The sequence below is a fragment of the Paenibacillus sp. FSL W8-0439 genome, from assembly GCF_038008995.1.
In the GTDB taxonomy this organism is placed as follows: domain Bacteria; phylum Bacillota; class Bacilli; order Paenibacillales; family Paenibacillaceae; genus Paenibacillus; species Paenibacillus polymyxa.
Window position 1 is genome coordinate 5129889 of the sequence record NZ_JBBPAK010000001.1, and the last position, 20757, is coordinate 5150645.

The 20757-nt window shown below is 45.7% G+C and carries 21 protein-coding genes and 1 rRNA gene; all 22 read right to left on the minus strand.

What is annotated here, in order from left to right:
• Positions 1-40: 40 nt before the first annotated feature.
• On the minus strand, positions 41-574 hold the full coding sequence (gene nusG, locus MKX36_RS22150) for a transcription termination/antitermination protein NusG (RefSeq protein WP_007432596.1): 534 nt from the start codon (positions 572-574) through the stop codon (positions 41-43).
• A 22-nt stretch (positions 575-596) separates the two neighbouring features.
• Positions 597-788, minus strand: a complete 192-nt coding sequence (gene secE, locus MKX36_RS22155; RefSeq protein ID WP_013312170.1) for a preprotein translocase subunit SecE — start codon at positions 786-788, stop codon at positions 597-599.
• Between the two features lie 20 nt (positions 789-808).
• Positions 809-958, minus strand: coding sequence for a 50S ribosomal protein L33 (rpmG, locus tag MKX36_RS22160; RefSeq protein WP_013373278.1), 150 nt, complete (start codon positions 956-958; stop codon positions 809-811).
• Positions 959-1291: 333 nt separating this feature from the next.
• A complete protein-coding gene (gene sigH / locus MKX36_RS22165; protein ID WP_016324748.1) occupies positions 1292-1936 on the minus strand; it encodes an RNA polymerase sporulation sigma factor SigH in 645 nt (214 codons plus the stop codon).
• Between the two features lie 162 nt (positions 1937-2098).
• Positions 2099-2620: an NYN domain-containing protein gene (locus MKX36_RS22170; RefSeq protein WP_016818643.1), complete on the minus strand. Its 522-nt coding sequence runs from the start codon at positions 2618-2620 to the stop codon at positions 2099-2101.
• Positions 2621-2624: 4 nt separating this feature from the next.
• Positions 2625-3371, minus strand: a complete 747-nt coding sequence (gene rlmB / locus MKX36_RS22175) for a 23S rRNA (guanosine(2251)-2'-O)-methyltransferase RlmB (protein ID WP_025365931.1) — start codon at positions 3369-3371, stop codon at positions 2625-2627.
• A 55-nt stretch (positions 3372-3426) separates the two neighbouring features.
• Positions 3427-3885 carry a Mini-ribonuclease 3 gene (locus tag MKX36_RS22180; RefSeq protein WP_107735228.1) on the minus strand — a complete coding sequence of 153 codons (459 nt, stop codon included), beginning with the start codon at positions 3883-3885 and terminating at the stop codon, positions 3427-3429.
• Positions 3882-5285, minus strand: coding sequence for a cysteine--tRNA ligase (gene cysS / locus MKX36_RS22185; RefSeq protein WP_107735229.1), 1404 nt, complete (start codon positions 5283-5285; stop codon positions 3882-3884). Before cysS ends, MKX36_RS22180 begins: the two co-directional genes overlap by 4 nt.
• A 24-nt stretch (positions 5286-5309) precedes the next feature.
• Positions 5310-5990, minus strand: coding sequence for a serine O-acetyltransferase (gene cysE, locus MKX36_RS22190; protein WP_013373284.1), 681 nt, complete (start codon positions 5988-5990; stop codon positions 5310-5312).
• A 481-nt stretch (positions 5991-6471) separates the two neighbouring features.
• Positions 6472-7932, minus strand: coding sequence for a glutamate--tRNA ligase (gltX, locus tag MKX36_RS22195; protein WP_167438749.1), 1461 nt, complete (start codon positions 7930-7932; stop codon positions 6472-6474).
• A gap of 39 nt (positions 7933-7971) precedes the next feature.
• Positions 7972-8448, minus strand: a complete 477-nt coding sequence (ispF, locus tag MKX36_RS22200; RefSeq protein ID WP_016818638.1) for a 2-C-methyl-D-erythritol 2,4-cyclodiphosphate synthase — start codon at positions 8446-8448, stop codon at positions 7972-7974.
• Positions 8445-9143 carry a 2-C-methyl-D-erythritol 4-phosphate cytidylyltransferase gene (gene ispD / locus MKX36_RS22205; RefSeq protein WP_290405381.1) on the minus strand — a complete coding sequence of 233 codons (699 nt, stop codon included), beginning with the start codon at positions 9141-9143 and terminating at the stop codon, positions 8445-8447. The genes ispF and ispD overlap by 4 nt, the downstream gene beginning before the upstream one ends.
• Before the next feature lie 70 nt (positions 9144-9213).
• Positions 9214-10299: a PIN/TRAM domain-containing protein gene (locus MKX36_RS22210; protein ID WP_017427900.1), complete on the minus strand. Its 1086-nt coding sequence runs from the start codon at positions 10297-10299 to the stop codon at positions 9214-9216.
• 190 nt (positions 10300-10489) lie between these two features.
• Positions 10490-11236, minus strand: a complete 747-nt coding sequence (gene pssA, locus MKX36_RS22215; protein WP_016818635.1) for a CDP-diacylglycerol--serine O-phosphatidyltransferase — start codon at positions 11234-11236, stop codon at positions 10490-10492.
• A 54-nt stretch (positions 11237-11290) separates the two neighbouring features.
• Positions 11291-12367: a DNA integrity scanning diadenylate cyclase DisA gene (gene disA, locus MKX36_RS22220; RefSeq protein WP_013312183.1), complete on the minus strand. Its 1077-nt coding sequence runs from the start codon at positions 12365-12367 to the stop codon at positions 11291-11293.
• A gap of 12 nt (positions 12368-12379) precedes the next feature.
• Positions 12380-13753 carry a DNA repair protein RadA gene (radA, locus tag MKX36_RS22225; protein WP_013373291.1) on the minus strand — a complete coding sequence of 458 codons (1374 nt, stop codon included), beginning with the start codon at positions 13751-13753 and terminating at the stop codon, positions 12380-12382.
• A 242-nt stretch (positions 13754-13995) separates the two neighbouring features.
• A complete protein-coding gene (gene clpC, locus MKX36_RS22230) occupies positions 13996-16440 on the minus strand; it encodes an ATP-dependent protease ATP-binding subunit ClpC (RefSeq protein WP_016818634.1) in 2445 nt (814 codons plus the stop codon).
• Between the two features lie 44 nt (positions 16441-16484).
• The gene (locus MKX36_RS22235) at positions 16485-17549 is read right to left on the minus strand and encodes a protein arginine kinase (RefSeq protein ID WP_013373293.1); all 1065 of its coding nucleotides are present in this window, start codon (positions 17547-17549) and stop codon (positions 16485-16487) included.
• Positions 17550-17578: 29 nt separating this feature from the next.
• A complete protein-coding gene (locus MKX36_RS22240; RefSeq protein ID WP_016818632.1) occupies positions 17579-18103 on the minus strand; it encodes a UvrB/UvrC motif-containing protein in 525 nt (174 codons plus the stop codon).
• An 84-nt stretch (positions 18104-18187) separates the two neighbouring features.
• Entirely contained in the window at positions 18188-18652 is a 465-nt protein-coding gene (locus MKX36_RS22245) for a CtsR family transcriptional regulator (protein ID WP_016818631.1), read from the minus strand.
• 494 nt (positions 18653-19146) lie between these two features.
• Positions 19147-20334 carry a GNAT family N-acetyltransferase gene (locus MKX36_RS22250; protein ID WP_123797691.1) on the minus strand — a complete coding sequence of 396 codons (1188 nt, stop codon included), beginning with the start codon at positions 20332-20334 and terminating at the stop codon, positions 19147-19149.
• A gap of 162 nt (positions 20335-20496) precedes the next feature.
• Positions 20497-20613 (minus strand): 5S ribosomal RNA (rrf, locus tag MKX36_RS22255).
• Between the last annotated feature and the right edge of the window lie 144 nt (positions 20614-20757).

The following is a 20757-nucleotide window of genomic DNA, read 5'->3' on the forward strand; positions in this document are numbered from 1 at the left end:
GGATCTATCGATCCTCCCACAAGAAACCTGTAAGAAAAATCTATATTTTCTCCACTTGAGTATAATCCAACTCAAGCGGGGTTTCCCGTCCAAACATGTTGACGTGAACCTTAAGCTTGCTCTTCTCAACCAAAATTTCTTCCACGGAGCCCACAAAATTCGCAAAAGGACCAACTTTAATTCGCACGGATTCCTTAACATCGAATTCAATCTTCGGTTTCGGCTCTACCATGCCCATATGCTTCAGAATCTGTTCAACTTCTTCTGGAAGCAATGGCGTCGGTTTGGAACCCGAGCCTGTCGATCCTACAAACCCCGTAACACCTGGTGTGTTGCGTACAACATACCAAGAATCATCGGTTTGGACCATTTCGACTAAGACATAACCAGGGTAGACTTTACGCATAACGGTTTTTTTCTTACCGTCCTTGGTTACCAGTTCTTCTTCCATAGGAACAAGAACACGGAATATCTTGTCTTCCATGCCCATGGACTCAACGCGTTTTTCCAAATTGGCTTTGACTTTGTTCTCATACCCTGAATAGGTATGAACGACGTACCATCTTTTTTCCATATCAAGCCACCTGGAACCCTTCCTAGATAATCGCTTCGATCACAGCGGAAATGCCGATATCGAGAACCCAAAAATAAATCGTGACGAACGCAATCGTCCCTATGACAATCAGCGTATAGTTGGTCAGTTCTTTACGATTGGGCCAGCGAACTTTCTTGAGTTCAGCCCAGCTTTCAGAGAAAAAGGAAAACAGAGACTTGAAACTGCGTTTCACGCCGACTACACCTCCAAAAACTATCTGGTTTCCCGATGAGAAGTCTGTTCGTTACAGGACTTACAGAATTTCTTCATCTCCATGCGGTCGGGGTGATTACGCTTGTTTTTCGTCGTTGTGTAATTTCTTTGTTTGCAATTTGTACAAGCCAAAGTAATAATTACCCGCATGATGTGCACCTCCCGAAGACATCCAACACCGGAAGTCTCATAATTGATCCTAAAAAAAACCGCGAATTTAGGCCTACCTAAAACACTTTATCACACGGGGTTTTCCATGTCAACGAATGTTTGCATACATTTCGCAGTCCCGGTTGTGGTGCATTTTTACATCTGTCCATCCTTTGAAGCTGTTCTCTGAAATACTGCTTCAAAATCAAAGCGATATCTATTATTCATCTTTTTTAGTATAAATCATTTACAACACTTATAAACCTGCACAGCATACCCAAAACGAATAAAAAAAGACTCAAACTCGAGCCTTTTCCATGTCAGCCTCTACTTTCAACTATCCCTTACTTCCAGATACTTTTCAAGTTTACGTTTGACCCGTTGCAGCGCGTTATCGATGGATTTCACATGACGATCCAGATCTTCAGCAATCTCCTGATACGAACGTCCGTCCAGATACAACATAAGTACCTTGCGTTCTAGCTCGCTCAGAATCTCGGACATTTTGTCCTCAAGACCCACAAACTCTTCCTGATTGATAATCAGCTCTTCAGGATCACTTACTTGTGTTCCGCAAATCACATCGAGCAACGTCCGGTCTGACTCTTCATCATAGATGGGCTTGTCCAGAGATACGTAAGAGTTCAGAGGAATGTGCTTTTGTCGTGTAGCCGTCTTAATTGCCGTAATAATCTGTCGTGTTATGCACAACTCGGCGAAAGCCTTGAACGAAGCAAGCTTGTCTCCCTTAAAATCACGGATGGATTTGTAGAGACCAATCATGCCCTCCTGAATAATATCCTCGCGATCAGCCCCAATCAGGAAGTAGGATCTGGCCTTGGCCCGCACAAAGTTTCGATATTTGTTAATCAGAAACTCCAGCGCTTCCCCATCACCTTCATGGACTGCTCCGACAATGTCTTCATCATTTTTGTAATCAAACTTTGACAACATGATATCCTTGAGGTCCACACTCACTAACAATCCCTCCGGCTGCAACGCAAGGTACCCGTTACTCTCTCAAATATACGACAAGTATACGCGATGTAACCTGATACCGTCAACCACAACAACCTAAAAAAGAAGAGCGCTAACAAAATTGTCAATGGTTTCAAAATGGAGAGTATCCCAATTACTGGATCATTCTCTTCTCCAGCGTTCAAACAACTTTCGAAGCTCCGGACTCAGCTTGCCATCCAGCGAATTGCGGGACAATTTGGCGTTATCCTGCTGGATTCGCTTCTGGACTTCCCTTTCAGATTCCTCAATCTCGATCAGTAATTCTCGTGCCGATACTCTGAGTGCTCCCTGGCCAAAGGCCACATGCTGCTCTACCTGATCACTTGTCGCTACGTAAATGCTTCTCCTCTTGCTGCTCAGCTCACGAACTAATCGCTCGATGCACTCGTCGGCTGTCTCTTTTTCTCTCGTAAAATAAATCTGGACTTTGCTCTGGGCAAAGGTTTTACCTAATCCTGGCACCCTGTAAGCATCAAATACGACGATGACTCTTCTGCCCGAATACGCCTGATGATCCGCCAGTCGTTCAAGAAGTCTGTCCCTCGCTTCCTGCATACCAGATTGTACCAGTGCGGAAAGTTCGGGCCAGGCTCCAATCATGTTGTAACCGTCCACAAGCAGAACATCCCGCGTGTCAGCCATATCGTTAGCCCCGTGCCTGTCGTCCGCGCAAAACTTCGTACATGACGACACCTGCAGCTACAGAAGCATTGAGGGAATTGATTTGTCCCGCCATTGGCAGCTTGACGAGTACATCACATTTCTCGCGGATCAAACGGCCCATTCCTTTATTTTCGTTACCAATGACAATCGCTACGGGACCGGTGAATACTCCATTCCCAAAGACGGGATCGGTTGCTGTAACATCCGTGCCAACTACCCATACACCTTCTTCTTTAAGACGGTCAATGGTTTGTCCCAAATTGCTCACACGCGCCACCGGGACGTACTCCACAGCACCTGCCGATGTTTTAGACACCGTTACAGTTACAGCTGCTGAACGCCTTTTCGGCACTATAATACCGTGTGCTCCAGTGCAGTCCGCCGTACGAAGGATAGAGCCCAAGTTATGAGGGTCTTCAATCTCATCCAGCAAAATCAAAAACGGCTCTTCTCCCTTAGCGCGAGCACTAGCAAGCAAGTCCTCCACCTCAGCGTAGGCAAAAGGTGCAGCTTGCGCGACCACTCCCTGATGCTGAATGCCTGGAACCATTTGATCGAGCTTACGCTTGTCCACCTGCAAAACAATGATTCCTGCTTTTTTCGCCTCAGCCGTAATCGGCAGTGTCAAATGCTTTTGTGCATTATCCGCAATCCATATTTTATTTATCGTCCTGCCTGAACGCAGCGCCTCTGTTACCGAATGCTTACCGGCAATCCATTCTTCTTCCATCTCTAGCTTCCTCCCGGGAAACGGTCGATATCAATTCGTTCAATCCGTCTCCAATTTATGATTTTTCTGCATTTTCCATTTGTGCAATTCCGTACGTAATCAACTCTCTCAATCTGTCCAAATGTCCATCACAATAAAGATAACCAATCAAGCCTTCCAGCGCCGTGGCATGCCGATACTCAAGCACATCAGCATTTTTGGGCAGGCTCCCTGATTTGGCATTTCTTCCTTGTCGGACAATATCACGTTCTTCATCCGTCAGCACCGTTTCTAGCAATCCCAACATACGGCTCTGTGCTTTGGCGGAGACAAGCCTTGTAGCTCGTCGATGTAAATGATTGGGACGCAGGTTGGGCTGTGCCAACAGATATTGCCGGACAGCCACCTCATACACTGCATCACCAATGTAAGCTAACGCAATGGGGGGCATCAAGCGAGCCGGCTTGGACGCAGGATACGGAAACCAGTTTCCTGCGCCTTCCACAGCTCCTGAGTTCAGTGGCTTATTACTCATTTCCGCCGCCACCGCATACCCTGCGCCGTATCTTCAAGCACAATGCCTTTAGTAGCTAACAGATCACGAATTTCGTCAGCTCTACCCCAGTTTTTAGTTTTACGAGCTTCGACACGTTCTGCAATTAACTGCTCAATTTCGTCATCCAGCAGTTCTTCACTCGGTTCCGAATAAATGCGAAGCACCGTATTCATCGAATGGAAGGTATGCAGCACCGCTTGCAATTCCGCCTGATTGACAACATCACGCTGCAACAAAAGATTGGCTTCGCTGACCCATTCGAACACCGCAGTAATCGCATCAGGCGTATTGAAATCATCATCCATTTTTTCGCCAAATTGCTGTAATATCCCGTCAAGCTTCATTTGCAGCTCAGCCGATACTGCTTCATTACCTTTCAAAGCCATGGATAAACGATGCTTTACATTGGCGACTGCATTGGCAATCCGTTCGACACTATTCTCCGCCTGACTCATCGTCTCTTGGTTGTAGTTCAAAGGGTTGCGGTAATGTGTCGACAGCATAAAATAACGTAAAGCTTCGGGCTTGTGACGAGCACGCAGATCTTTAACCAAAATACCGTTACCGAGTGATTTCGACATTTTTTCATTATCTATGCGAATATATCCGTTATGCATCCAGTAGCGAGATAATGGTTTACCCGTAATCACTTCGGATTGTGCGCATTCACATTCATGATGCGGAAATTGCAGATCCTGTCCGCCTCCGTGAATATCCAGTGTATCCCCCAAATAGTGACGAGCCATAGCAGAGCATTCGATATGCCAGCCTGGGCGTCCATCCCCCCAAGGACTTGACCAGTAAATTTCTCCCGGTTTCGCTGCTTTCCAGAGTACAAAATCCTCGGCATTCTCCTTGCGTTCATCCACATTGATGCGAATCCCAAACTGGAGTTCCTCCAAATTTTGGCCTGACAGCTGTCCGTAGTCTTTAAACATTTTGGTCCGGTAGAAGACATCACCATCATTCTCGTAGGCATAGCCTTTGTCTACCAGGTCCTTGATAAAATCAATAATCAGATCCATGCTTTCGGTTACACGAGGATTTATGCTGGCAGCAGGAACATTCAATCCTGTCAGATCCTCATGATAGGCAGCAATAAACTTCTCGGCAACTGCCGGAACCTCCATATTAAGTTCCCGAGCTTTGCGGATCAACTTATCATCAACGTCCGTAAAATTCACCACATAGTTTACATCATAGCCCAAATACTCCAAGTAGCTGCGTACCACGTCGAACACAATTACAGGTCGTGCATTACCAATATGAATGTAATCATACACTGTAGGACCACATACATACATTTTAACCTTTCCAGGCTCCAGTGGCACAAAAGGCTCCCGGCTCCTCGTCATTGTATTATAAATTTGAAGCGACATCGTTATGTTCCTCCCTCATGAAAATTATCCTTGTAATTTATTCTCTTGGGTCACCTGATGTTTCTGAGCAGATTGCTCCTCCTTCAAATCAGACAATTCTGCTCGTAATCGTTCTATTTCCATTTGAAGAGACCGTATGGAATCGACGACCGGGTCAGGCAGCTGGTGACTAAGTCGATCTGGACGTCTGCCATCCTGTCTGACCACTCGCCCGGGGATACCCACTACCGTACTGTTTGGCGGAACTTCTTTTAGCACAACCGAGTTGGAGCCAATATTGGATTGCGCCCCAATCGTAAATGAACCCAATATTTTTGCACCGGAGCCTATAACGACATTATTCCCAATGGTGGGGTGGCGCTTCCCTTTCTCTTTTCCAGTTCCTCCAAGAGTAACCCCCTGATACAATACGACATCATCGCCAATTTCACAGGTTTCGCCAATGACAACACCCATGCCGTGGTCAATGAACAGCCGATCTCCAATACGAGCGCCAGGATGAATTTCAATTCCTGTCATAAACCTCGATACCTGGGATATAACACGGGCTAGAGTACACCACTTTCGCAAATAAAACCAATGTGCAATTCGGTGTGCCCAAAGGGCATGAACGCCAGAATACGTAAAAATGACTTCCAGCTTACTCCGGGCGGCCGGATCATTATCCAAAACAGTTTGAATATCGGATTTGAAATGCCTGAACATGTCGCCCTCCTATTCCCTCCATATCCTTGCCGCATCACACTTCACATTTTGCCAATTTTCGTAGTCACCAGCATTCTTCGACAATTTTCAGTCTACAGCGAGTCTGAATCTGATAAAAAAGAAAAAGCGCCTCCGCAGCCTAGGCTGCAGAGACGCATATACGTGGTCCCACTCTGCTTCGAACATATCTGCTACAAAAAAAGCAGAAAAGTCCGTCTTTGGCGTCCTGTAACGGGAACGAATCGGCAAGCCCTTGCCACATTAGCATTGTAGGCTAACGAGGGTTCGGGCGCACGGCTCCCAGGCGCATTTCCTCCGCAGGTCATCTAGACGGTTCTCAGCCTGGGGTTTCCCCTCGACCGTCCTCTCTGGCAGATGCCCTTATGCAGTGTACTTCTCCTGTTCGCAGCCTTTACACGTAAGTATCAATCCATATCAATGGAGTCATTATAGCGAAAAGACAACAAATTGACAAGAAATATCAGCCTTTAATTTGTGCCTTAAGACGGTCCAATACCTTGTCACGTCCAAGTAGATAGATGGTCTCGTTCAGATCCCGTCCATGAGTTTGACCTGTAAGGGCCACACGAATCGGCATGAACAGCTGTTTCCCCTTAAAACCAGTTTCCTTTTGGACTTCTTTGATCAGCTTGGCCATTTGTGAAGCTGTAAATTCCTCGCTCGTTTCAACCTTAGCTGCAAAGGCTCTAAGTACATCAGGAACCTGTTCTTCAGCCAGAACAGCCGCCGCATCAGCATCCAACTCCAGATGTGAACGAAAAAACAACTCAGACAACGCCACAATATCAGACGCTGAAGTCATTTGTTCTTGGTATAAGCGGACAAGAGCTTTAGCCCAATCCTGTTGTTCAGCCGATAAATCATTCGGCAACAGTCCTGCTGCCTGCAAATGTGGAATTGCCATACTGGCAATCCGTTCAGGATCAGCTTTTTTAATATAATGATTATTCAAATAAGCAAGCTTGTTTGTATCAAATACAGCTGGGCTTTTGGACAAACGATTAGGATCGAAAATCGAGATTAATTGTTCCCGATCATAGATCTCTTCCTCGCCTTCCGGAGACCAGCCCAACAATGCAATAAAGTTGAATATAGCTTCCGGCAGATAGCCCAGCTTATCGTACTGCTCCATGAACTGAATAATGGATTCATTTCGTTTGCTGAGCTTTTTGTGATCCTCGCCTACGATCAGCGTCATATGACCAAAGCGTGGAGGCTCCCAGCCGAGAGCTTCAAAAATCATCAACTGCCGCGGTGTATTGGATACATGATCCTCACCCCGTAGTACATGCGATATTTTCATCAAATAGTCGTCAACCGCTACAGCGAAGTTATATGTCGGAATACCGTCTTTTTTGACGATAACAAAATCGCCGCTTTCTTTGGAATTGAACGTAATTTGACCTTTAACAATATCATCAAACGTATATTCACGATCTTCTGGTACGCGAAAACGAATACTTGGTACACGGCCCTCTGCTTCAAACGCCTGACACTGTTCTTCTGTTAAATCACGGTGTTTTCCTGAGTAACGTGGTGTCTCCCCACGTTCCATCTGTTCTTCACGCTCGCGTTCAAGTTCTTCTTCCGTGCAATAACAGCGGTATGCCAAACCGCGATCCAGCAAGTCCTGCCAGTATGTTTTGTAGATGTCCAAGCGCTCGGTCTGGCGATAAGGTCCAAACTCGCCGCCCACGTCTATACTTTCATCCCAGTCCATACCCAACCATTTCAAATATTTAAGCTGGCTTTCTTCTCCGCCCTCAATATTGCGCTTCACATCTGTATCTTCAATGCGAATAATAAATTTCCCGCCTTGATTGCGGGCAAACAAATAATTAAATAATGCCGTTCTGGCATTTCCAATATGCAGATGTCCTGTTGGACTTGGTGCATAGCGTACACGAACTTCCGTGCTCATATAATCTCCTCCAAATAGAATTACTCAAGATGATAGCATTTACTTGATTAGACAGACAACCGACTGAGCCGCGATTCCCTCGCTTCGCCCGGTAAACCCGAGTTGCTCCGTCGTCGTCGCCTTGACATTTACCTGGGATGACTCCTCTGCTTCCAGCACCCGGGCGATGATTTCATTCATCTGCGGGATGTACGATGCCATCTTGGGCTTCTGCGCAATAATTGTAGAATCGATGTTCCCCAATCGGTATCCCCGCTCTTTAGCCAGCCCCCACACATGCTCCAGTAGCTTAAGACTATCCGCGTCCTTAAATTCAGGGTCATTATCTGGAAAATGCTTTCCGATGTCTCCCAAGCCAAGCGCACCCAGGATAGCATCGCTAATGGCATGCAGCAGCACGTCTGCATCGGAATGACCCAGTAAACCTTTTTCATACGGAATATTTACGCCTCCGATGATGCATGGCCTTCCTTCCACCAGCTGGTGGACGTCAAATCCTTGCCCCACTCTAATCATTTGATATCCTCTCCCTCTGTCTTTACCCATAACGCCGCCATCTCCAAATCCTCAGGCGTAGTAATTTTGATATTCTTGTAGCTGCCTTGAACGACAGTAACCGGAATGCCTAGCCGCTCCACCAGCATGGAATCATCTGTCCCCAAAAATCCTGTCTGCTCCGCTTCTTCATAGGCCCGCAGCAGATCGGAAAGACGAAAAGTCTGTGGCGTTTGAATACTCCACAGACTACGGCGATCCGGCGTTGCTGTAATGATACCATCCCCGTTCACTTGCTTGATCGTATCCTTTACAGGTACTGCCGCTACAGAAGCACCAGTACGCTGAGCAGCCTCCAGGCATGAACGTACAAGCTCAGGTTGAATCAATGGCCGCACACCATCATGCACCATCACCCAATCTGTTCGCAAGTGGCGCAAACCGCGATAAACCGAATGCTGGCGTTCACTGCCACCAGCCACCACCCGTACATTTTTACCAATCTTGTATTGATGAATCCAGTCTCTGCAGCGTTCCACATCTCCAGCTCCAGTAACCATCACCATTTCATCCACTTCAGGCATTGCTGCGAATATTTCAAGTGTATGTATGAAGATGGGCTTGTCTCGCAAAAGCAGAAATTGCTTGCTCTCCTGCGTTCCCATACGGGAGCCGCGCCCGGCCGCCACAATCACGACTCCTACCTGATTGTTCATTCAAATAACTCCTGCCCTGATCGCACTTGGACGATCCGTATGATAACACATCTACTTCATCATACCTCGTTTATTGAGCTTTTTCCAATAATTTCGGTTTAGCAAAGATCATACGGCCCGCAGAGGTCTGAAGTACGCTTGTGACCAGTACTTCCATGAGAGAGCCAATATAGTCACGTCCACCCTCCACAACAATCATCGTACCATCATCCAGATAAGCGACACCTTGCCCATGCTCCTTGCCATCTTTGATAATCTGCACCATAATCTCCTCACCGGGCAGTACGACAGGCTTCACTGCATTCGCCAAATCATTAATGTTCAGCACAGACACACCTTGAAGTTCGCATACTTTATTCAGGTTAAAATCATTAGTTACAACTTTACCCTGCAACACCTTTGCAAGCTTAACCAGCTTACTGTCGACCTCTGAAATTTCCTCAAAATCCCCCTCATAGATGAGCACATTCACATCTAGCTCTTTTTGAATTTTATTCAAAATATCCAGACCCCGCCGCCCACGATTACGCTTAAGTAAATCTGAAGAATCTGCGATATGCTGAAGCTCCTCCAACACAAATTCAGGAATCACAATGGTCCCTTCAATAAAACCTGTCTTGCAGATATCCGCAATACGCCCATCTATAATGACGCTGGTGTCCAAAATTTTATGTTCCTCCAACTTGCGTTCTTCTACATCCGTTCCCCGACCAAAAAAGCCTGAACTCCAAAAGGATGACAACTCGTCCCGTTTTTCTAGCCCAACCATCAACCCCACATATCCACATACCAAGGTAACCGCGGTCTGGATAAGTAAACCAGGTGCCCCTAACCCTGAAAAGAGTGGATAAACTGCCAAGGAAAGGATCAGCCCCACCGCTAAGCCCATGACACCTGCCATCATCTCATTCATCGGAATTCGTACCAAACCTTCAATACCCTGCTGCAATCGATTCGCCACGGACGCCCCTGCGAATGAGCAGCCAACCATAAATACCACCGCTCCCGCTAACATCCAAACAGCCATTCCTGGTAAAGAACCATCACTCAACCATTGTGGCATCCACGTTACTAAGCCTCCTATCCGCTGGTATAACGTATAGCCAAACCACGCGCCGCACAATCCTGTAAAAGTTAAAATAGCCTTTCTCCACATTGAGTCTCTATACCTCCTTTATTTTCTTTTCAATAGTCTGCTATTTATTGGATACATAGCACTTCCCTTACCAGTATGGTCCATTTCCCACATAACTAACCCTGTGTTTTCACTTTTTATGCATAAAAAAAGCATTTATCCCCTTGAATGAATCAAGGAAATAAATGCTTCTTGTAGTTCTTGTCTGACACTAACGTTGCGAATGACGATATTGATCGTCCTGTTCTTCCTGTTTAGAACGATCCCGCTCACGTCCACGTCTGCGTGATAGCTTCCGAATGTTCAGCTTCATACCGTACAATGCATAAAGCACTAGTGGTACAAAAATCAGCTTCGACAGCTGATCAGGAAATTTAACAGCTAGAACCACCGCTGCAATTACGACCCACGGAGCAACCCAGATCGCTTTTTTCGGAAGGCCGACCTTTTTGAAATTTGGATATCTCATGGAGCTAACCATCAAATAAGAGACTAGCAACATGGCAATCGACATGTATAACAATGAAATCTCGTTATGGAATAAGGACAACGTGGCTAATACGCCACCTGCTGCCGGAATGGGTAAACCTGTGAAATAACCTGGTACACCGGGACGTACGTTAAATCGAGCCAAACGCAATGCTCCGCACATCGGAAAAATGGCTGTAACCGTCCAAGCCAAAGCCGAATTCGCATCATGAAAAGCAACCATGTACATAATAACTGCAGGAGCAACACCAAAAGATATCATATCTGATAAGGAGTCCAGTTCTTTACCGAATTCGCTCTGGGCATTCAGGGCCCGGGCCATCCTTCCATCCAGTCCGTCCAACAACATGGCGACAATGACCATAATAGCGGCAAGACTGTATTTTCCGTCTACGGCCAATAAAATGGCGATCATTCCGAGAAACAAGTTACCCAAGGTACACATGTTCGGAATTGATTTGGTAATCATCTCTTCACCTCAATGTATGAATTGTTCCATTATAATCCTTTCACTGTATTACATTTACATTTGTCTGTCAATGAAAACTTGTTCCTGCAATCGTTTAAGGCCTTCTTTTATCGTACGCGCTCGCACCTCTCCAATACCATCCACTTCATCCAATTCTTCAATCGTTGCTGTTATGACATGTGGAAAACGTCCAAAACGTTCCACCAGGTTATGGATAATTACATTTGGCAAACGAGGGATTTTGTTCAGCACCCGATAGCCGCGTGCAGCAATATATTCTTCTGATGTCGCTGCTGAAGAAGGGTAGCCTAATAAACGTACTATATGATTCACATCCAGTAATTCGTCGTCCGTAGAACGTTTGAGTCCCAATATAATTTCACGGATCTTCTCGTCGCTGTCGTCTTTGGCATAATCCTTATACAGCAACCAAGCTTCTTCCTCGATATTACTGACAAGCTCCTCCATCTGCATGCTAATCAGCCTGCCCTCATTCCCGAGCTCGTTAATAAATCGTTTGATCTCCATTTTGATGCGCAGCACCATTTCGATCCGCTGAATGACATTAACGACCTCCGGCATGGTAACCAGTTCTTCGAATTCAGATGCAGTTAAATTCGTTGAGGCTTGCCCCAATACGGATCTATATTTTTCTAACGTCTGAATAGCCTGATTAGCTTTCGTTAAAATAACCCCGATTTCCTTGAGCGCATACCGTAAAGTCCCCTGATACAACGTAATAATATTACGACGCTGGGAAATAGACACAACCAGTTTGCCAGTCTGCTTTGCAACTCGTTCCGCCGTCCGATGCCGAATCCCTGTTTCTATGGACGAAATGGAGGAATCGGGAATCAATTGCGTATTGGCATATAAAATTCGCTTTAAATCCTCACTCAATATGATTGCGCCGTCCATTTTAGCCAGCTCATACAAATAGTTCGGCGAAAAGTCACAATTAATAGAGAAACCGCCATCCACGACTTCCATTACTTCCGGGCTATAGCCAACGACCAGAAGAGCACCCGTTTTGGCACGCAAAACGTTTTCCAATCCGTCGCGAAAGGGAGTTCCCGGTGCCACAAGCCGTAGCAAATCGTTCATTTTATCCAGTTGGCTCGCTTCCTTCATCCTCAATGCCCCCTAATCTAATGCGGCTGCCAGTGCATCTGCCACCGTTCCAACTCCGATAATTTGTATCCCTTTTGGATGTGTCCAGCCCTTCAAGCTTTTCTCGGGCATGATCACCCGTTTGAAACCTAATTTCTCTGCTTCTCGCACTCGCTGTTCTGCTCGGGATACAGCCCGCACCTCGCCTGTCAGTCCTACTTCACCAAAAATCACATCGTACGGCTTGGTAGGAGCATCCCTAAAGCTGGAAGCAATGCTCACCGCTATGGCTAAATCCACCGCTGGTTCATCCAGCTTTACGCCTCCAGCAACATTGAGATAAGCGTCCTGGTTTTGCAAAAACATGCCCATCCGCTTTTCTAGTACGGCAATGATTAATCCCATCCGATGATGGTCAATCCCCGTACCCATTCGGCGTGGAGATGGAAAATGCGTAGCCGCAATGAGTGCTTGCAGTTCAACTAATACAGGTCGGGTTCCCTCCATACTGGCAACGACTGTGGAACCAGCCACCCCCAGTGGCCGTTCGGACAGGAAGAGCTCAGAAGGATTCGCCACCTCACGCAAACCACTTTCGGCCATTTCAAAAATACCAATTTCATTCGTAGAACCGAAACGATTCTTAACCGCACGCAACAGCCGATACGTATGATGGCGCTCTCCTTCAAAATAAAGTACACAATCGACCATATGCTCCAACAAACGCGGACCTGCAATAGCGCCTTCTTTGGTCACATGCCCTACCAGTACTGTAGCAATACCTAATCCCTTGGCAATCCGCATAAATCGTGAAGTACACTCGCGCACCTGAGCTACACTACCAGGCGCACTTGTCACCTCAGGCAAATATACAGTCTGTATCGAGTCGATGACCAAAAACTCCGGCTTCAAGCTGTCCACTGCTTCTTCAATCGTCTCCAAATTCGTCTCACATAATACGTACAGACTGGGAGACAAAGCACCGAGGCGATCTGCACGTAGCTTCGTTTGGCGGACGGATTCCTCACCAGACACGTAGAGTACCTTTAAACCAGTTAAAGCCAGCTCATTAGAGGTTTGCAGCATAAGCGTAGACTTACCGATCCCCGGGTCACCACCCACCAGAACAAGTGAACCTGGCACCACACCTCCACCGAGTACACGATTTAATTCACCAATTCCCGTCAAAATTCGTGTTTCTTTGCCACTCTCCACTTCAATAATAGGAAGCGGTTTGTCTTTTGTGCTATGAGTAAGAAGGGAAGATCCCATTCCTTGAGTTTTTACAACGCTTTCCGTTTCTTCGACCATGGAATTCCATGCCTGGCATCCAGGACATTTTCCGTACCATTTAGGCGATTCATAGCCACATTCTGTACAGGAAAATTTAGTTTTCACTTTAGCCATACTTTATTCCCTGGCTCCTTCTTGACAACGATGATGTCAAATTTATCTTCACACAGCACCTGAAAGAGCTGTAACAATAAAAGTTTACCATTGAAGCTTGGCGGACGTAAAGCAATATCACAAACTTTCCCAAAGCTTTTACCCTACCCGTTCAAGGTGTTCAATACACAAAAAGGGTGCCTTCGCAATAGCTTTCCAGCCTGCGAGACACCCTTTTCTAATGTTTTATTTACTAAACTGCTTTAGGACTTCGCGGATACATTATCCTTTTTCGTTACTGTCAATGCACCGTTCTCTTCATCAATATAGAGAGAGTCGCCTTTAGAAATGTTTCCAGTCAACAGTTCCTCGGACAGGCGATCTTCAATATGCTTCTGGATTGCACGACGCAATGGACGCGCACCATACGCTGGATCGAAGCCTTCCTTGGCAAGGAAATTCTTAGCTTTGTCTGTCAACTCAAAGTCAACCTCATACTCATTCAGACGCTTACGCAGTTCCTCAGACATGAGTGAAACAATTTCGGCAATATGTTTTTCTTCGAGAGAATGGAACACGATGATTTCATCTATCCGGTTCAAGAACTCAGGACGGAAGCTTTTCTTCAGTTCATCCATCACTTTGCCCTTCATGTTATCGTAATCCGCCCCAGCGTCCACAACAGCTGTAAAACCAAGCGTGGAGTTACGTTTGATTGCCTGTGCACCAACGTTGGATGTTAGGATGATGAGTGTGTTACGGAAGTCAACAACACGTCCTTTGGAATCCGTCAGACGTCCATCCTCCAACACTTGCAGCAGAATATTGAATACTTCTGGGTGTGCTTTTTCAATTTCATCCAGCAACACAACAGAGTAAGGCTTACGACGTACCTTTTCAGTCAGTTGGCCACCTTCTTCATATCCTACGTATCCTGGAGGCGCTCCTACCAAACGGGATGTGGAGTGTTTCTCCATATATTCGGACATATCAATACGGATAACCGCATTTTCATCACCAAACATAGATTCAGCCAAGGCGCGTGCCAGCTCTGTTTTACCAACTCCAGTTGGACCGAGGAAAATAAAGGAGCCGATTGGACGTTTCGGATCTTTCAGACCGGCGCGTGCCCGGCGAATCGCCCGGCTTACTGCCTTAACAGCTTCGTCCTGCCCAATCACCCGTTCATGCAACAGTTGCTCCATATTCAGCAAACGATGTGTTTCTTCTTCCTTCAGCTTGCTGACTGGGACACCAGTCCAGATGGCAACGACCTGAGCAATATCCTCTGGTGTAACTTCGGAATCTGTACGCCCCTGTTGTTCTTTCCATTGGTTTTTAGTGACATCCAGCTCTTCACGAATTTTTTGCTCTGTATCGCGCAGTGCAGCTGCCTTTTCAAACTCCTGGCTTTGTACCGCTGAATCTTTTTCCTTACGGATATCTTCCAGACGGTTTTCCAGCTGTTTCAGGTTTGGCGGTACTGTATAGGAATTCAGCCTTACCTTGGAGCCCGCTTCATCAATAAGGTCAATAGCCTTATCCGGTAGGAAGCGATCCGTAATATAACGATCTGACAATCTTACTGCAGCTTCAATAGCCTCATCAGTGATTTTTACACGGTGATGCGCTTCGTAACGGTCGCGCAGACCATACAAGATTTGAATCGCTTCTTCTGGAGAAGGTTGATCCACGGTTATAGGTTGAAAACGACGCTCCAAAGCAGCATCTTTCTCAATATATTTGCGGTATTCATCCAGCGTGGTGGCACCGATACATTGCAGCTCGCCACGTGCCAGAGCAGGTTTCAGGATGTTGGACGCATCAATTGCGCCTTCCGCTCCACCAGCACCAATCAGCGTATGCAGCTCATCAATGAACAATACGATATTTCCAGCTTGACGAATCTCGTCCATAATCTTCTTCAAGCGATCCTCAAATTCACCACGATACTTAGTACCTGCTACTACAGAACCCATATCGAGTGTCATTACGCGTTTGTCGCGCAACGTTTCGGGAATCTCATTCGCTATGATTTTTTGTGCCAATCCTTCGGCAATCGCCGTTTTACCTACCCCAGGTTCACCGATCAAAACAGGATTGTTCTTTGTACGACGGCTGAGCACTTGAATAACGCGCTCAATTTCCTTGCTGCGCCCAATAACGGGGTCCAGGTTATTTTCCTTCGCAGAAGCCGTCAGATCGCGTGCCAGACTGTCCAGAGTTGGCGTGCTGACATTAGCTGGAGCACCGTGATGGCTGGAAACCGCCTCGCTGCTGCCGAGCAATTGAAGCACTTGCTGACGCGCTTTGTTCAGACTGATACCCAGGTTGTTCAGTACACGTGCTGCTACGCCTTCACCTTCACGAATAAGGCCTAGCAAAATATGCTCGGTACCTACATAGGTATGACCCAATTTACGTGCTTCGTCCATAGACAGCTCAATGACTTTCTTGGCACGTGGAGTATAGGCAATGTTCGTCGGTTGCTCTTGACCGCGTCCAATCAGTGTTTCCACTTCATCCTGGATTTTTTCCAGTCCCAGCCCTAAACCGATTAAGGCTTTCGCTGCTATTCCTTCACCTTCACGAATGAGTCCTAGCAAAATGTGCTCTGTGCCAATGTTGTTGTGTCCCAATCGAACAGCTTCTTCCTGGGCCAAGGCAAGCACTTTCTGTGCACGTTCCGTAAATCTTCCAAACATCATATATCCTGCACCTCCACAGTGTGTATTTCAGTTCATTCTATATATTAAAGGGTTGTGCCTAATTTTTGCCGGATCAGCTTCGCCCGGTACATATCGCGCTCACCGGTATTCATTTTATCCCCAAAGCTTTTTTGTAAAAAGCCGGGTTGCGTCATCACATTAAGCTCATTCATCGCTGCAATGGAAGGACGCTCCAAAATTCCCAAATCTACACCGAGACGTACATCGGACAACCGCTGTGCAGCCTCCTTGGAATCCAAAACTGCTGCATATGACAAAATACCGAATGAACGCATCACCCGATCTGTAATCCGCAGCATGGATTCATTCATCAATCGTTCTCTGGCAGAACGTTCATGCTCTATAATTTGCAGCACCACGCCATGCAGATTCTCGATAATTTCCGCTTCGGTTTGTCCCAAGGTAATCTGATTGGATACCTGAAACAAATTCCCAACTGCTTCGCTGCCTTCACCATAAATACCCCGAACTGTAAGACCCACCTGTGAAACAGCGGACAATATACGATTGATTTGATGAGTCATGACCAATGCGGGCAAATGCATCATCACCGAAGCTCTCATACCTGTGCCGACATTCGTCGGGCAACTGGTCAGAAAACCTCTCCGATCATCAAATGCATAATCAACATGCGCTTCAAATGCATCATCAATGACCATAGCACGTTCCCAAGCTTCTCTAACCTGACATCCCGGATATAAGCACTGAATACGCAGATGATCCTCTTCATTTATCATAACACTAACTGATTCATCATCACTAATCAACACAGCACCGTTGCGAGATTCGTTCGCCAAATTAGGACTAATCAAGTGCTTCTCAACCAGTACCTGTTTGTCGATCTCATCCAACTCGGATATTTTCAAGGTATGAAAAGTACCAAAACGACGCAAATCATCATACTGAAGGATATCCGTTAAGCGTTGAAGCACTTCTTCCGACTGCTGATTGGTAGCAAGCATGGGAAAAGGCAGATGCTGCAAGTTACGCGCAATTCTTACCCGGCTACTAATGACAATCTCCGAATCCGCAGCATCACCACGCATCCAATCACTTAGCGGCTTTTCCGTAAATCGGATATTGGGCATCACGCATTCCCTCCTACTCTTCACAAACTTTACTCTTCAGTCATTTCTTTTTCAAGCTTTCTGATTTGATCCCTAAGCTCAGCAGCTGATTCGAATTCTTCCTGTACAATGTGTTGTTGCATCTCTTTTTTCAAATCATCAATTTGCCGTTTAACCTTTAATCGGCCTCCAGTACGGACCGGAACTTTCCCAACATGACTCGTACTACCATGCACACGCTTGAACAGAGGGTCCAGGCGACTATCAAAATATTGATAGCATGATGGACATCCAAAACGTCCTAGCTTACTAAACTGTGTATAAGTCATACCGCAATCCTTGCATTGTAGATTTTGGGGAACACTGTGACCTGAAGACTGGCTCTTTGTGCTGGAGTCAAAATCCAACATCCCCGACAACAAGCTATGAATCGAAAAGCCATTAGGTGTTCCAGGGATCATCTCCCCTTTTTCCTTCGCACATGTCTCACAAATATGAAACTCTGTCTTTTCGCCATTCACAATTTTGGTGAAATGCAAAGTTGCCGGCCGCATATTACATTCTTGGCACAGCATAAAAGCACCTCCTTCAACGTCAGGATTTTTACAAATCCCTACATCTGAATTGCAAATCTCTATTCACTGGTTAATGGATACTAGCTATTTGGCCGCCAGCAACGAGATCAGCATAGCCTTAAGCAATCTTGCTCGCAGTTGGTCACGATAGGGAAGCTTCAGCAATAATGTATCTCTTGATAAAGCAGCCTTTATTAGACCCGCTTCCCTTTTACTTAAAAAATGAGCTTCCTCTAACTGATAAATCAATCCTTCTGCTGCCGATTGGCTAATTTCCTCCCCGATGCTCTGATGAAGGTGTGTATGGATCGCATGCTGTGCAGGCAATTGAATTCGCTGAATCCGAATATAACCTCCACCACCGCGTTTACTTTCCACCACATAACCTTTTTCCAGCGTAAACCGGGTACTAATTACATAATTAATTTGCGACGGTACGCAGGAAAAGCGGTCAGCCAGATCATTGCGCTGAATCTCCACTAAGCCTTGGGGACTTTCCAGCAGCATGCTCTTCAAATATTGTTCAATAATGTCGGAAACATTGCGCATTTCATCATCCTCCACTAACGGAAACGCAAGTATTCAAGTACATTTCACGCTCCACAGAGTCCGCCGTATATTGAACTTAACCAAACGGTATAGTCACGAATCTAAGCTGTATTCAGGCTATTGCCTGTTCTACATCCATTGGAATTGTACCGTTTCGTTTCTAGTGTGACCTTTATTTGCGATAAATCATACACTTCTCTTCTGTCCATAAGAAGCAGCTCCTAACTATACGCAAATCATGTCGTTATTGCTATACTTCTGTAGATTCACACTGTTTCTGATTGACTTTGACTTTCTTTGACTATATTCGTATTATAGCACAAATTTCATTTTTGCCAAGGGGTCAATACCATTTTTCGCAATCTAATTACGTTTTATACCATAGAATAAAAAAAACTCTTCCCATTATGGAAAGAGCTTTGAATAATTATGATATCCCACATCCAATTTGGTTAAAAAGAGTTGGGCATTAAGAAAATCTAATTGGGCCTTTATCAGAAAAAATCCAATAGGAACGTTTGTTTTGTTGGTATTACACGTTTAAGTGCAGCCACAGACTCACTGCTTCCTTCAATGCGCCCCCAATTAAACAGGTTATCAGCTTGCTGGTAGCCGAGCATTAAAGTTGTTAATGACTGAATTCCCAGTTCCAAGTCAGCTACTGTATCGTTCTCAGGCAAATTACTTGTATCCACTCTTGCCAGATGTCCTTGCCCCTCCGTAGTAATCGTTAATCTCCATACTCCTTCATTCCAAGGAGCATACCGATCTGTCAGATGTAAGGTTAAACTTGTTTCCTCTCCAATCTGCTCAAAAGGGTATCTCTCTACAAAAGCAACAGCATCCACAATACGCCCCATAAAATAAGGCACCGTTTCCTGTTGAATTCGCGGATCATCGAGTAAAAAAGGCAGATTGTCATCTGCTGGAACGTAAATAAATTTACCTTGGGTTATCATTGAGTCATGGTTTGCAAAATAAGTCCACAAAGCCCGACGTGCCGTCTCATTTTCATATACCAACTCATCACAATTTAACTGTTTATCTTCTATTTTGTATAGTGCATATCCCTGAGGATCGCCTGCATCTGTGTAATATACTACAGTTCGATAATTCTCATTTAAAATCCGTTCCTGCCACCATGCCTTATCTCGTACCAGCGTACCATTGTAACGTGAAGCATACGATTGATACACTTGGTCTAGTTCTGAAATATTTTTGATATCCCGTTTGACTATACCTTCTGTTTTAAGTTTAGCAGGGAATTTATCAATTGGAATGACGTATTTTTTGTACTCAGTATACGTTTCCCATCCAAATTTACGATAGAAGGCAAAAGAAAATGGATGCAGAAAAGAAAGGCTTTGTCCTGCGGTCTTCATTTCTTCAAGCGCATGCGTCAACAAACGTGAAACCATACCTCCGCGACGCTTTTCCGGCCACGTTGCCACACCAGCAATGCCTCCCATATCAAAAACCTGACCATGTATGTATACCTGTAGTGGTAGCAAAGTCAGTTTAGCGTTCAAGTCAGGTCCGTCGAATATCCCCCATGTTTGTTCTGGTTTGAATTTCTTCTTGGCTTTCTCCAGATCCTCCGGGGTCATTGTAAACTGAAAAGCATACTGGGATAATCCTATAGCTGCTTCAAATTCCTCACGTTGTAATTGTCTGATCTCCATAACTTCGTCACCTCGCTCGTATACTTGGACCTTTAAAAAAATACGCACTTAGAGTGTCGCAAAGCCTCTTCCCTCTGTCAACCTTAGAATCAGGTGTCCATCCACAAAATGCATAAAAAAAGGATGATAACCTCACTGAGGGTATCATCCTTTTTCACTTTTGCTTGGCAACGTCCTACTCTCCCAGGACCCTGCGGTCCAAGTACCATCGGCGCTGGAGGGCTTAACGGTCGTGTTCGGGATGGGTACGTGTGGAACCCCTCCGCTATCGCCACCAAACATGAATTTACACCGTAAATTCTTCCGTAAGGTTATTCGGTTCATCACAGATTGTGTGAATGAATCGCCATACGCTTGTCGTATGTACTTCTACATACTTTCAAGGTTACACCCTGAAAACTGGATCCGAAACTCATTGCGTCT

Coding starts and splice junctions, on each gene's coding strand:
- nusG (WP_007432596.1), bottom strand. CDS start 574: ATGGAAAAAAGATGGTACGTCGTTCATACCTATTCAGGGTATGAGAAC.
- rpmG (WP_013373278.1), bottom strand. CDS start 958: ATGCGGGTAATTATTACTTTGGCTTGTACAAATTGCAAACAAAGAAAT.
- MKX36_RS22170 (WP_016818643.1), bottom strand. CDS start 2,620: ATGGCTGACACGCGGGATGTTCTGCTTGTGGACGGTTACAACATGATT.
- rlmB (WP_025365931.1), bottom strand. CDS start 3,371: ATGGAAGAAGAATGGATTGCCGGTAAGCATTCGGTAACAGAGGCGCTG.
- MKX36_RS22180 (WP_107735228.1), bottom strand. CDS start 3,885: ATGAGTAATAAGCCACTGAACTCAGGAGCTGTGGAAGGCGCAGGAAAC.
- cysS (WP_107735229.1), bottom strand. CDS start 5,285: ATGTCGCTTCAAATTTATAATACAATGACGAGGAGCCGGGAGCCTTTT.
- cysE (WP_013373284.1), bottom strand. CDS start 5,990: ATGTTCAGGCATTTCAAATCCGATATTCAAACTGTTTTGGATAATGAT.
- gltX (WP_167438749.1), bottom strand. CDS start 7,932: ATGAGCACGGAAGTTCGTGTACGCTATGCACCAAGTCCAACAGGACAT.
- ispF (WP_016818638.1), bottom strand. CDS start 8,448: ATGATTAGAGTGGGGCAAGGATTTGACGTCCACCAGCTGGTGGAAGGA.
- ispD (WP_290405381.1), bottom strand. CDS start 9,143: ATGAACAATCAGGTAGGAGTCGTGATTGTGGCGGCCGGGCGCGGCTCC.
- MKX36_RS22210 (WP_017427900.1), bottom strand. CDS start 10,299: ATGTGGAGAAAGGCTATTTTAACTTTTACAGGATTGTGCGGCGCGTGG.
- pssA (WP_016818635.1), bottom strand. CDS start 11,236: ATGATTACCAAATCAATTCCGAACATGTGTACCTTGGGTAACTTGTTT.
- disA (WP_013312183.1), bottom strand. CDS start 12,367: ATGAAGGAAGCGAGCCAACTGGATAAAATGAACGATTTGCTACGGCTT.
- radA (WP_013373291.1), bottom strand. CDS start 13,753: ATGGCTAAAGTGAAAACTAAATTTTCCTGTACAGAATGTGGCTATGAA.
- clpC (WP_016818634.1), bottom strand. CDS start 16,440: ATGATGTTTGGAAGATTTACGGAACGTGCACAGAAAGTGCTTGCCTTG.
- MKX36_RS22235 (WP_013373293.1), bottom strand. CDS start 17,549: ATGCCCAATATCCGATTTACGGAAAAGCCGCTAAGTGATTGGATGCGT.
- MKX36_RS22240 (WP_016818632.1), bottom strand. CDS start 18,103: ATGCTGTGCCAAGAATGTAATATGCGGCCGGCAACTTTGCATTTCACC.
- MKX36_RS22245 (WP_016818631.1), bottom strand. CDS start 18,652: ATGCGCAATGTTTCCGACATTATTGAACAATATTTGAAGAGCATGCTG.
- MKX36_RS22250 (WP_123797691.1), bottom strand. CDS start 20,334: ATGGAGATCAGACAATTACAACGTGAGGAATTTGAAGCAGCTATAGGA.